Origin of the sequence: Nonomuraea sp. NPDC005692, assembly GCF_040631115.1 — a bacterium.
Taxonomy (GTDB): Bacteria; Actinomycetota; Actinomycetes; order Streptosporangiales; family Streptosporangiaceae; genus Nonomuraea.
Window position 1 is genome coordinate 14,914 of record NZ_JBEXYU010000044.1, and the last position, 11,994, is coordinate 26,907.

At 67.9% G+C, this 11,994-nt stretch carries 9 protein-coding genes; 2 read left to right on the top strand and 7 right to left on the bottom strand.

Annotation, left to right across the window (positions count from 1 at the left end; translation table 11 throughout):
* Positions 1-62 precede the first annotated feature (62 nt).
* Positions 63-1,100: a DUF932 domain-containing protein gene (locus ABZ459_RS47400; protein WP_357986245.1), complete on the top strand. Its 1,038-nt coding sequence runs from the start codon at positions 63-65 to the stop codon at positions 1,098-1,100.
* A gap of 85 nt (positions 1,101-1,185) precedes the next feature.
* Positions 1,186-1,686 (top strand): hypothetical protein, encoded by a 501-nt coding sequence (locus tag ABZ459_RS47405; RefSeq protein WP_357986248.1) that lies wholly within the window; start codon positions 1,186-1,188, stop codon positions 1,684-1,686.
* Between the two features lie 78 nt (positions 1,687-1,764).
* On the opposite strand, the gene ABZ459_RS47410 is transcribed toward ABZ459_RS47405, so the two are convergent.
* From ABZ459_RS47410 to ABZ459_RS47440, 7 genes are read right to left on the bottom strand one after another with little or no spacing between them, the layout of a single operon-like run.
* Complete coding sequence (locus ABZ459_RS47410) at positions 1,765-3,054, bottom strand: C40 family peptidase (RefSeq protein ID WP_357986251.1); 1,290 nt, start codon at positions 3,052-3,054, stop codon at positions 1,765-1,767.
* Positions 3,051-3,917, bottom strand: coding sequence for a replication-relaxation family protein (locus ABZ459_RS47415; RefSeq protein ID WP_357986254.1), 867 nt, complete (start codon positions 3,915-3,917; stop codon positions 3,051-3,053). Before ABZ459_RS47415 ends, ABZ459_RS47410 begins: the two co-directional genes overlap by 4 nt.
* A gap of 36 nt (positions 3,918-3,953) precedes the next feature.
* Positions 3,954-6,305, bottom strand: a complete 2,352-nt coding sequence (locus ABZ459_RS47420; RefSeq protein WP_357986257.1) for an ATP-binding protein — start codon at positions 6,303-6,305, stop codon at positions 3,954-3,956.
* Positions 6,302-8,053, bottom strand: coding sequence for an ATP-binding protein (locus tag ABZ459_RS47425; protein WP_357986260.1), 1,752 nt, complete (start codon positions 8,051-8,053; stop codon positions 6,302-6,304). Before ABZ459_RS47425 ends, ABZ459_RS47420 begins: the two co-directional genes overlap by 4 nt.
* Complete coding sequence (locus ABZ459_RS47430) at positions 8,050-8,991, bottom strand: PrgI family protein (RefSeq protein WP_357986263.1); 942 nt, start codon at positions 8,989-8,991, stop codon at positions 8,050-8,052. Before ABZ459_RS47430 ends, ABZ459_RS47425 begins: the two co-directional genes overlap by 4 nt.
* Positions 8,988-10,586 (bottom strand): conjugal transfer protein TrbL family protein, encoded by a 1,599-nt coding sequence (locus ABZ459_RS47435; protein WP_357986267.1) that lies wholly within the window; start codon positions 10,584-10,586, stop codon positions 8,988-8,990. Before ABZ459_RS47435 ends, ABZ459_RS47430 begins: the two co-directional genes overlap by 4 nt.
* A 5-nt stretch (positions 10,587-10,591) precedes the next feature.
* Positions 10,592-11,704, bottom strand: a complete 1,113-nt coding sequence (locus tag ABZ459_RS47440) for a pilin (protein ID WP_357986270.1) — start codon at positions 11,702-11,704, stop codon at positions 10,592-10,594.
* Positions 11,705-11,994: the final 290 nt, after the last annotated feature.

Here is an 11,994-nt window from a genome sequence, read left to right on the forward strand (position 1 = left end):
CACACTGCCGACCCCTGGCGCCGGGCACCCTGCCCGGCGCCGTTCGCCTGTCAGGAGGGCACATGTCCAGGGAATCACTGCGATGGCTCAACCAGAACACGCTGATCGGCTTCACCGCCAAGCGTGGGAGCGCTTGGCACTATCGGGCCAGCGAGCAGGGCGACGAGCCGAACCACTACAGCGGGCCGATCCCCGTCGACGACGTCAAGCGGCGCCTGTTCGCCTGGACGCCGATCGAGGGGACGGTAGAGACCAGCTACCTGACCGACGACGGGGTGACCCGTATCACCGACCCCACCCGGAAGACGATCATTCGCCCGGACACCGGAACCGTCCTCGGCGTCTTCAGCCAGAAGTTCCGAGTCCACGAGTACAAGCGCTGGCTCCTGGAGAACCTTGAAACGATTCTGGACGACGAACTGTTCATCGGTTCCGCGGGGCTGCTCAAGAACGGTGCCGTGGCGTGGGTCCAGGTCGAGGTGCCCGAGTCCTGCACGACTCCCGAGGGGATCACCTTCCGCCCCTTCCTCTCCGCGGCCACCTCTCTCGACGGCTCACTGGCGTCGACCTACCAGACCGGCGCCCAGGTGATCCGGTGTGACAACACCCTCTCCGCGTCGCTGGCCGAAGGCTCCGCAAAGCGGATCAAGGTCAAGCACTCCCGCAACTCTCTGCACCGGATCGCCGAGGTCCGAGACGCTCTGGGCATCATCCATCGCGTCGCCGACGACTTCGCCGAGGAGGTCAAGCGGCTGTGCCAGGTCAACGTGTCCGGTGCGCAGTGGAACTCCTTCCTTGACGTTCAGGTACCGATCCCCCGCGAACGTGGCCGCAAGCGCACCCTGGCGGAGACCAAGCGTGCCGGCCTGAACCGTCTCTGGAACCACGACGATCGGGTCACCCCGTGGAAGGGAACCGCGTTCGGCGTCATTCAGGCCGTCAACACCTTCGCCCATCACGAGCAGGTCGTGCGAGGAGCCGTACGGGCCGAACGCAACATGCTTCGCATGGTGACAGGCGGCGTGGATGAGCTCGATCTGAGCACGCTCCAGACGCTGGAGAGAGTGCTCGACCGATCCGTCCTTCGTAAGGTCGCCTGACGCGTAAAGTGTGGGCCGCCTGAACGGCGGCCCACACTCCACCCCTCATGGCAGGATCGGGGGATCGCGAAGTTCGGAGGGCGCCATGAACGACGAGACGGCAGCATTGCTCTTCGACGTGGTCGAGCGCCTCGAAAAGAACATCGCCGCTCGCGAGCGCCCCGCGATCGTCGCCCTGCAGGCGGAGCGGCTGCTCGTGCTCAGCGATTATGACTACCTTCGTGACGAGCAGGCTGCCGCAGCGTTCGAGACGCGTGCCGCTGACAAGGTGCGGGAGGTCGGGGCCACCCGATGGATCCTCGCCGTTCCCCAGGTGTGGCTGATCACTCCGGACAAGGTCTACAGCCGTGCGATGTCCAGCCATCCCCTCCGCGAAGGGGAACAGGAAGCGATCACCTGGATGAGCTTCGACCAGGGCGACGGGGTGGACTACGGGCGGGTTCCGTACACCCGCCGGCCCAGCGGCGAGCCGGTGTTCGATGATCCGGAGATGTTCACGATCGGGGTACGTCCGGCTGAGCATATGCCGGGCCACGTACTGTTGCAGGCTTGCTTCCCGGACGAGGACGGGGAGGACCCGCGCTAGGCGCGAGATCCTCCCCGTTGACCTGCTCCTACCGATTGGTCAAAAGGTGAGAGCGGTCGTCTCCAGCTTACGCCGAGGTCATCCGGGCCGTACGGCTCCCGCGTATTCGGCCTCTCGGTACGAGGTCCAGGTGTCGACTCGGACACGGCTGCCCGTGCTCGGTGCGTGTATGTAGCGCCTTCCGTCGATGTTCATGACGACGTGATGGATGGTCGAGGCGTCCTTGGGGTTGGTGGCGAAGAAGATGAGATCGCCTGGCTTGAGTTGCGAGCGCCGTACTCGGACGCCCGCCCGCCATTGCGCGGACGTGTCGCTGCCGATCCGCACGCCTGCCTTGGCCCAGGCGTATTCGGACAGGCCCGAGCAGTCGAAGCCGTTGATTCCGGCGCCTTGCGCGGTCCCGTAGCTTGGTCCGTTCGGGCCGCCTCCGCCCCACGAGTAGGGCACTCCGATCATCTTGAAGGCGGCGGCAAGGGCGACGGAGCCTCTGCCTGAGGTCTGGAGCGCAGCGAGAGCCGCTGGATCCAGCGCCTCGTCGATCCTCTGAGTCAGCTCCTGGCAGAGCTTCTCGGCGACCGTTTTGAAGACCTTCTCGGCCAGGTCCGAAGTCTTTCCTGTCCGGCGTACGCTAGGGAGCTTGCCGGCGTTGAGGGCTTCTTGGATATCGGCGACGACCGTGGCGCGGCTCACTCCCAGAGCGGTGGCCATCTCCAGGCTGTTTCGGACTGCCCGGAAGTCCGCTGAGGACAGCTGCACTGTGTCGGTGGGTTTCTTCGGTGCGCCTGACCTGGTCAACGCCGCGAAGAGGCGTTTGGCGCGTGTCTCGTGCTTGGCGTAGGCATTCGGAGTCGCTGACCGCTGGATGGCTTGGGCGACGACTGTGAGCGGCTTTCTGGTCCAGCCATCGACAGTGGCGAGTCGGGAGAAGAACGCCTTGCTGGCATAGGCGGCGGTGGAGACCTGGGCTCGCGTGCCCCAGCCGTACTGCGGATGCTGCTGGAAGATGCCGAACGCCTGGCCGTGATCGCCCACGGCTGCGCTGCTCAAGCCGGATTCCTGCCAGGCGGTGGCGAGGCCGATGACGGCGGCGCGGGGTGGCAGCCCCAGCTTCTCGGCTGTCTCGATGATGGTTCGTGCGTTCCGCACCTGTGCTGGAGTCAGGTGGAGCCGGGCGGAAAGGCGGCTCGCCTTGAGTGGATGCGAAGACTTCCTGTCGGTGTACGCGCAAACAGCGGACTTGAGCCGGCCAGGTTCGGCCTTGGCGGCGGCGTAGTGGCCTCCGCCGGCAATTCCGGCGATGAGGGCGATGCTGGAGACAAGGCAGCCTCCGACGGCGATGACCTTGGCCAGACCGAGTTCGAGGATCATTCGGCCGCCTCCTCGACTGGCTCCGGAGCGATCTGGGGACCGAGTCCAGGCCAGTGCTTGGCCAGTTCGGCCAGCCGGCAGCGTGGGCGTTCCAGATCCGTCGGCAGCCATCGGGCGCCGGCCGGTCCGTCATCCACCGTCCCGCTCACGGTGTCGGCGTGGCCGGTGGCCATCGGGACGAACATGTTGCCGGGGTGGCGCTTGAGCTTGTTGCGGAGGTTGGCTTCCCGGCGTTCGCCCTGCACCCAGAACAGGACAGGCGTGACGATGCGGCTGGACTCGGTCAGCCGGGCGTAGCCGTCGAGTTTGTGAGCCACCCGATCCAGGGGTTCGGTGCCGGTGTCGTACTCGAGGAAGAACTCGATGCTGTGAGGTCCCTCGGTCCATCGGCAGTAAGAGTCTGGACGAGCCACGGAGCCCCACTCCTTGGCGCAGCGTTGTTCGGGCCACCATGTGGTCAGCTCGGCTACCGGATGGCGCCGGGCGAACCCGTACAGGCCGGCGGCGATTCCGTTGGTTCCTACGGTGTGGGCAAGCTTCTGGCTGTAGACGATGCTGAGGACGCGGTCACGGCGATAGCCGAAGTCGGCCAGGTCGACGCCTTCCTCCGAGGCGAGCACCGCGGCGGCGGTCTCGCCGATGACGTAGTGGTAGGGCGCGGTTCCCATAGCGGGCGGGAGGTTGGGGCGGAAGCGCTCCAGCACACCCATCCGGGTCAGCGCCAGCAGTCGACGCCGGGCGGCGTCGTCGGTGTCGAAGAACATCTGACTCACCTGGGCCGAGGTCAGGACGCGGAAGTCGCGGATCAGGCGGATCAGGGTGCGGTCTCGCTGGGTGAGGCGGACGGCCAGCTCGCCGAGCATCCTCGGGGTGTAGCGGATGGACACGATGGTCTCCTTTCAGAAGGTGCGCCGGGCATCCGGCTTGGGAGTGGCCGCGGCTGCCGTGCGGCCGTGGGCTTGCGCGGCGGCGCTCCGGATGTGCTGGGCGACGTCGCTGGAGGGTTCGGGGAGCGGTCTGGTGCGCAGCGTGAACGGAGGAGCCTCCGCCGAACGGACGACCAGGCGGGCGGCGGCCTGGAAGGCGTCGAAGTTGGCCAGGTCGTGCGCGGTCAGGAAGGGCGTGAAGTGGTGTTCGACCTCGCGAGCGTCGTCGGGCGAGAGCGAGAAGTAGATCTTGTTGCGGGCGTCGGAGGAGATCGCCTGGCGCAGCTGCCGGGGGAGCTGAGCGAGGTGCTGGTGGGCGAGGGTGAGGGAGACGCGGTACGCGCGGGCTTCGGCGAGCATGTCGGCCAGTGCGTGCGGCAAAGTCAGGAAGTTGTGGCATTCGTCCACGTACAAGGCGGAGGCGGGCCGCGCGTGGCCCGTCTTGGCGCGGCGGGAGGCGGCCTGCCAGACCTGGGCGAGCACCATCGAGCCGAGCAGCCGGGCGGAGTCGTCACCGAGCACGCCTTTCGGCAGCCGAGCCAGGAGGATCTTGCCGTCGAGCACTTCACCCAGGTCGAACGTGGAGCTCGTAGAGCCGAGCACGTCCCGGATGAAGGGGCGCAGCAGGAACGCCCGAAGCTTGTTCATAATGGGCGCCGTGACGTTGGCCTGAGCCGACTCGGACAGGGAGGCGTACCAACTCCAGAACCCACGCAGGAGCGGATCGCCAATAGTGGCGACTTGCCGACGGCGGAAGGACTCATCGGTCAGCAGGGTCGGGATGTCGGCCAGAGTGCCGTCGTTGCGAGCCAGGGTGAGCGCGCAACCACGCAGGATGTCGTCGGTGCGCGGCCCCCAGTAGTCGGCGTAGATCTCGTGGAAGATGCCGACGAGGTTGTCCACGCCTGTGGCCAGGTCGGATCCGCGAAGGACGTTGAGGGACGGCCTCGGATGCCGGTCGTCTGGATCGATCAGCACTACGTCGTCAGCCCTGTTCTCGGGCATCAGCCCGAGCAGGTCGCGTACGAGGTCGCCCTTCGCTTCGATGACCACCACGCCGCGGCCGGCCTCGATGTCGGAGAGGATCATCTGAGCGAGCAGGGTGGACTTACCGGTGCCGTTGGGACCCATCACGTGCACGTGATGGAAGGAGTCGGCGACCCGCAGCGCTACTGACCGCTGATGACCCGCGTCGGAGACGCCGAGCGCCTTGGCGTGCTTCCCGCCATGGGAGATCTTCGGCGATGGTGGGACGGAGTTGGCTCCTGCCCGTTGCAGTCCTGGTACCGCGACGTCCAAGGGGAGATGGGCGATCGCGGACAGCTCAGGCACCGAAAGCAGGTAGCCCCGGTTCATCCGGCGGGAGGCCAGGCGGCTCGCCGGCCGGAGCAGTCGACGTCGCTCCAACCGGTTGTGGCCGCTGAAGAGGGCGAACACCGAGGCCAGAGCATGGGCGCGCCCTCGGATGGCGTTCTGGCGGGCCTTGCGCGCAGCTTTGGCGGGAGCCGGCTCATCGGCTTGTACGGCGTAGCGGATCGTGACTTCGTAGCGCGGGCGGTGGGCCTTGTCCCTGATTGCCCGTGCTTCGTTGAGCTCCTCCAGCCGTTCAGCGCGGTCGGTGAGCGGCCGGGTCAGGTTGCGTGGTCCTGGGACGAGGAAGTCGAGGAGGCGCCGCAGCAGCCAGGCTGCCGCGTTGCCCCTGCTGGTGAGCCGGCTCCCGGTTGCCGGTCGGGCGAGGACCTGCACGCACGCGTGCTGCCATCCGGGCATGCCGACCGCCGCACCGGTGAGGGCTCGCAGCGGGTCAGTACGGTGATCGTGCCGGATCGGCAGTCGCTCGCCGCGGGCCAGGACCAGTTGACCGCCGGTGGCGTAGCCGCTGAGGGGAACAGGGGGATCCGCCTGGTGAATGACCGTGCGGCAGGACGGCCACGCAGCCTCGATCGCGTGCTCGACCAGGTTCTGAGGAACTGAGCCTGGTACCCAGAGGTTGATCTGTACGCCCCCTGACCCGAAGACGTACTCGAAGGCGAGGTGCGGCTGTCCGAACACGACCCGCTTCCAAGCCGGCCTGAGCAGTCCGACGAGATTGCCCCAAAGCGCTTCGGCGCCCGGCATGCTGGCCATGGGTGGAGCCAGGATCTCCACGCGCCTGGCGCCGCGGACGAGACCGCGGTGACGCAGCCGTACGACACAGGTACGCAGCAGGACGGCCAGCACCTCGGCACAAATCAAAGCTGAGCCGAGCTGCCACGCATGGGCGGTCAGCCATCCGAGTACCTGATCCAGGAACGCGTCGGGATCGGTGAGGAGGTCGTAGATCACAGGTCCGCCTCCTCGTATTCGAGGTCGGCCAGTTCCTGGGGCGAGGAGGTCACGAGCTCGTGCTCACGGGCGCTGGCGATCACCTGGAGCGGGCAGCGCTGGCCGCTCGCGCCGGCTGTGAGGAGGCCGGTGCCCCTTTCCGCCGAGAGGAGCAGTTGCCGCTCGCCGTCGGAGAGCCGGAACGCCTCGCTGACGGTGTCGATGGCCTGTGGTGCCTGTCGCAGCAGGATCTGGGTGGTGGAGTTGGCGACGATGGCCTGGCCGAGCTCGGACCCGAGCAGGTCGGCCGCGTCCTGGGTCACCACGGACAGGCCGGCCCAGTGCTTGCGTGCGGACTTGGCCATACGGAGCAGGAACTGCGCACCCTCGGGGATCTTCATCAGCAGCCAGGCCTCGTCGACCACGACCAGGCGAGGGCGCCGGTCGTAGGGGTCGGAGACGCGACGCCAGATCGCGTCCAAGGTCAGGAGGGTCCCGACCGCCTTGAGCTCCTCGGGTAGATCGCGCAGGGAGAAGACGATCAGATGCGAATCGGGGCGGGTGGTCGTGTGGCCGTCGAACAACTGCCGATGGCTGCCGGAGACGAAGGGGGCCAGGCCGGCCGCGAGCTCCTTGGCCTTCGGGTCGGGATCCTCTTCGAGGATCGCCGCCAGATCCTTCAGGAGAGGTGGCCGCCGGCTCCACGTCTGTGGCGCGTGGGTGATGCCCGCTTGCCGGTACGCGGCGAGAATGGCGCGGTCGAGTGCCGCCTTGCCGGTGTTGCCGAGGGGTTCGCCGAGCATGACCGCGATCAGCGTGTGCAGGAACATTGCCCGCCGGGTGAGCGGATCCTCGCCTTGCTGGTTCTTCGGGGGCAGGTCGAGGGGGTTGAGGCGAACCTTGGGAGCGCCGAGATGGACGTAGGCGCCGCCGACCGCGTGGGCGAGGCGGGCGTATTCGTCCTCGGGGTCGATGACCGCCACCTCGATGCCCGCGTACAGGGAACGCAGGGCCTCCAACTTGGTCAGGTAGCTCTTGCCGCTGCCTGAGCGGGCCAAGGTGACGGAGTTGTGGTTGTCCTGGGCGAACCTGTCCCAGGCGACCAGGGAGGCGCTGGCGAGGTTGGCGCCGTACAGGACGGCGGTGTCGCCCAGTTCGGTGGTCAGGTCAGGGCTGGTGAACGGGAACGCCGCGGCCAGCGCGGGCGTGTCGAACGTACGCCGCATGCCGAGGTTGTCGTAGGCGAACGGGAGGGAGGAGACCCAGCCCTGCAGCTGGCGGTAGGTCACCTGGCGGGCGTCCAGGAGCAGGGATGCGGCCAGGGCGCGTACTTGGGCGCAGGCGTCATCCAGTTCGGCGGCGGAGGTGGCGTGGACGGTGAGATAGATGGAGGCGCGGAACAGCTTGGCCTGGCCGCGAGCGATCCGGGAGGCGAGGTCCTGCGCGTCTTCGGCGGCTGCCTCGGCGCCGGGATCCAGCAGCCGGCCGTGCTCGTGATCGGACCGCAGGCCGGACTCCAGCCGGGCCAGTTGCTTGCGCAGCCGGTCGGCGGCCACGAGCGACGGCACGGGCTCGATGTGCAAGGACACATCCAGCCGGCCCGGGTAGGTGAGCAGCGGTTCCAGCCAGCCGGGGGCCACTTCCCGGGGATAGCCGGTGATCGCCAGGGTGGCGCACACGCCGTCTCCGACCTGTACGTGCCGGGCATCGACGTTCACCGCCTGTGGGCCGAAGCCGGTGGGCGGGGGAGCGGTACGACGGGGTCTCACCAGGTGCCTCCCGTCGTGATGACCTCGCCGGGAAGGGCGATGTCGTCGTCGGGGAATGGAGGCGCGGAGGGGTCGAAGCAGGAGGCCAGCAGCGCGGTGACGGCGCGGGCGCCCAGAAGGCGGGCGGTGAGCCCGCACGAGCTGAGCACTCTGAACGCTTCGTCCAGTCGGCGCAGCGCTCGCGCGGCGGCCGCGTCGCGTCCCTTCGCACCTGCCACGGGCTCTCGGACGACCAGCAGGACCTGGCGCCGGAGCAGGTCATGGCGCGCGGACAGGTCACCGAGGAACGCGGCATGCTCCAAGGCGGCGGAGGCGAGCGCGGGGTGCGGTAGCCGGCGGGCGTTGTCGCGCAGCGTCGCGATGGTGTCGTTCAGGTCGACGCGTTCTGCACGAACGAGGATGTGAGCGGGGCCGGACAGGGAGTTGAGCCAGCGGCCGAAGACGGCGACCAGGGCATCCTGCTCGTCGGGGGTCCGGAGGGCGAAGCTGACGGTGGAGACCTCGGCGATCGCGGCGACGCCATCGGGGCCGAGGTCGATCAGGCCGTTTCCGGTGACACCTCGGGCGGGAAGTTTGAGCGGCGCGGGCGGACGTGGAGTGCTCGCCCCGATCCAGGTAGGTGGCATGGGGATGTCCTCGTATGTGGAGATCAGATGCTTGGGGGAGCGCTGATGCTGGAGGGCGGCCAGTACGTAGCGGTCCAGGGAGATGCCGTCGTGCTGGCCGATCGCCAGGAGAATCGCGGCGATCGCCACCGGAAGAGCGACTGCTGCGCAGACCACGAGGGGCACGTGATCGCCGACGGCCACGTACGCCGCGTACAGTCCGGCCCCGGTGCCGACGAGGATGGCCACCTGCCGGGCGGTGAGCGACGCGATGATCTTGTCCGGCTGCTCGACGTCGGCCGGGATCCGCGCGATGGAGTCGTCCCAGCTCACTTGCCGCCATCCTTCCGCGGCGTGCGTGCGCGACGGCCGGATCGGTCAGGGGTACGGCCCCGGTTCTCCGGCCACTCCACCTGTCCCGGGATCGGGGCGTTGGGGGGCACGATCGGCCGCACCGGACGTTGAGTCCTGGGCGGTTCGACCGCGCGTCGGGGGTTGGAGACCGCTCTGTCCCTGAGCGTTTGCATCTGAGCGAGGCCGGCGGGGCCGTTGGAGTAGTAGACCTCCCGCGGATATCCGTAGACCGGGGTGGTCGGGGACACAGGCGGCTTGACGACCGGAGCGGGCTTGTAACGGCCCTGGATGGCCGGCCCGGTCGGCGCGTGCTTGATCGGCGCCGGTTCCCAGTCCGCTGCTCGAACCGGGCGTCGTGCCCAGGTCGGAGCATGCTTCGCCGGGCCTTGACCGCTTCGGGCGGCGGAGATGGCAGTAAGTGTTGTTGCCGCGGCAGTTCCGGCAGGACCACCGATGGCGCCGCCGATGACCCTTCCAGCGACAGCCAGCTTGGCCCTCTTGCCGATGCTGCCTCCGCTTCTGCCGCCGCGAAGGTGGACAGCCTTGAGGACGGGCGAGGTGAGCTTGGACAGCAGGGCGTACTTGACGATGCTCACAACCGCCGACCGGCTGCCACCCTTGCTGAAGATCCGCCGTGAGATCCAACCGGGGATCCGCACCAAGATGATCAACAGGCAGAGAACCAGGACGAGGTTGACCAGCTGCCCGGTGGCGGTCAGCCCCAGGAGCCGCCTGCCGTCCTGGTTGAAGAAGATGCGGACGGCCATGACCAGCGTGAGCGACTGAGCGACCTGAATGACGAGTAGGCCGGTGATCGCCCGCCACCAGAACCTCGCCACGCCTTCGGTGTGCGGCAGCGCGTGGCAGGCCAGGGCCAGAGGCGCGGCAACCACCAGGAGCAGGACCAGTGCTGTGCGCGTGACGAAGCTGATCAACAGCAGGACCAGCAAGATGATCGCGACGAGGATGAGCAGGATGTAGAAGATCTGCGTGGTGCTCGACGGCATCAGGAGGAGCATCTGGATCTGCTCCGCCGCCCGCTTGGTGTCGAAGTCCTGCCCGAGGAGGGCTGTGGACAGAGCGTTCGCGGTCTCGATGAGCTTGCCGCAGATCAGGAAGCTGGCGTTAGTCACCAGGATGGCCATCGCCAGCCTGGGCAGCACCTCTTTGACCGTGTAGCGGGTCTGGACGGTCTGATGCCCCATCGCGATGATGGCGCCGATCGTGGCCAGAAGGGCGAAGGCGGAGTTCGCGATGACGACGGTCGCCTGCCACACGTCGAAGATCCGGTCGGAGCTGGACACCTGGGGTGTGGCCAGCAACGTCGCCCCGAGCATCTGGAGCAGTGGCTTGATGGCCGACGCGGCGAGAGCGGCGAACCAGCCGTTGATCTGCTTGATGATCCAGTCGCCGATGCCGAAGCTGACCGGGGATGGGAAGGACGGAAACCCGGGAACGGGCGGGGGCGTGGGTTCTGCCCACGCGATGCCGGCCGATAGCCCGATCAGAGAGGCGGCAGCGACGGCAATCAGGAGGACGCGAGCGGTTGCCGCTGCGATGGCAGACGACGTCATGGGGGTCACCCGCCGCCCACGATCCGCTTGAGCACGCTGACGAACAGCGGCGCCAGGATGGCAAGGCCGTAGCCGAACGCGGCGGCCTTGAGTGCCGCCTTGGCCTTCTGGACTTCGCCGGGATCCCCGCCTGCCACCAGGTAACGCAGACCGCCGATGGTGAGCATGAGCGTTGCCAGTCCGGCAAGCAGCCCGATGAGCCAGTTCCGGAGATTGTCGAAGACCGTGTTGAGATCCTTCGGCACTGCCGCGGCGTATAGATGACGCGTGGGCTCGGCTGCCGCCGCCTGTGCCGCGGCGGCGAGAACGACGGCAACCGTTGCCGCCATCACGATGGCGCGGAGGAAATAGCGCCGGGGTCGTGGTGATGAGAGGTTCCGCGCGGAGCCGGTGGGGGTGCCCCAGCCTCCCTTCTGCTTGATGATGCCGGGCTTCGGATCTGAGGTGATCCGGCCCCGCGCGGAAGTCTTGGGGGTGTTCTCCGCCCGTCTGCGGATGGCGGAGGTGACGGCTCGGGCCAGAGCTGGATCGAGGTCGCCGGCAAGAACGGCATCGGCAAGAATCGAGTCGTGACGCCGTTGCCGTGCCTGGTCTGATCCGGATGCCGGCCCGGGCATGTCAGGGTGGTGGGCCGCTTCGGCCTCAGCCTTCTGCCGGGCCCGCTCGCCTGCGCCGCGAGCCGCGGCGCAGAGCCGCTGCAGGACGTTGCACGGGGCGAGGTCGATGTTCTTGACGGCGCTGATGAAGGCGGCCAGCACAGCGGCCTCGACGTCGTCCCGTTTCCCGCGTGCGAGATAGAGGCCGAGTCGGCCGCAGATCTTCCGTAGGGCCGGCTCGGCCATCCCGGCCGTTGCGACCAGCCATTGCCGGCCTTCACCGCGTGCCCGGATCACGAGCTCGCGCCAGGCGCCATCCTTCGTCGAGTCGGGCAGGGTAGGTGCGCTCAGCAGATCGCGAAGCTCCGTCAGCAGGACGGGACGTCGGGGCAGGCCGTGGGGGAGGTCCCTGCCGTCGAGGGCCAAGCCGCCGGGAGCGCACGCCAGGAGTTGGAAGACGTGCTCGGCGACATCGAGGGGTGAGCGGTTCCTGAAGGGCGTCTCGCGAAGGTCGGTACTCATCGGGCTGCTCCACTGCGAGAGGAATTTCGGTCTCGCAACCCGGTTTAGGAGCTACTTCTGGCATCCCTCTGGCGGTCCTTCGCCAGTGGCCTTGCGCTGACAATCGGCCCTTGGCGCCGCCAGATGTCGCCGTCTGCCGCTGATGGCATGTCAGAGCTGCGCCAGAGGCTCGCCGAAGGTTCTTGTTGGCCTGTGAAGGCGCCCTACAGCGGTTCACCGCGGGACATGGGCGTGCGGATCTGAGGCCCGCCCCAACAAGCGATGACTACGCGCACGCATGCCGCATCATC

Bases quoted from the DNA above. Each gene is read 5' to 3' on its own strand.
- ABZ459_RS47400 (WP_357986245.1), top strand. From the start codon at position 63: ATGTCCAGGGAATCACTGCGATGGCTCAACCAGAACACGCTGATCGGC.
- ABZ459_RS47405 (WP_357986248.1), top strand. From the start codon at position 1,186: ATGAACGACGAGACGGCAGCATTGCTCTTCGACGTGGTCGAGCGCCTC.
- ABZ459_RS47410 (WP_357986251.1), bottom strand. From the start codon at position 3,054: ATGATCCTCGAACTCGGTCTGGCCAAGGTCATCGCCGTCGGAGGCTGC.
- ABZ459_RS47415 (WP_357986254.1), bottom strand. From the start codon at position 3,917: ATGCTCGGCGAGCTGGCCGTCCGCCTCACCCAGCGAGACCGCACCCTG.
- ABZ459_RS47435 (WP_357986267.1), bottom strand. From the start codon at position 10,586: ATGACGTCGTCTGCCATCGCAGCGGCAACCGCTCGCGTCCTCCTGATT.
- ABZ459_RS47440 (WP_357986270.1), bottom strand. From the start codon at position 11,704: ATGAGTACCGACCTTCGCGAGACGCCCTTCAGGAACCGCTCACCCCTC.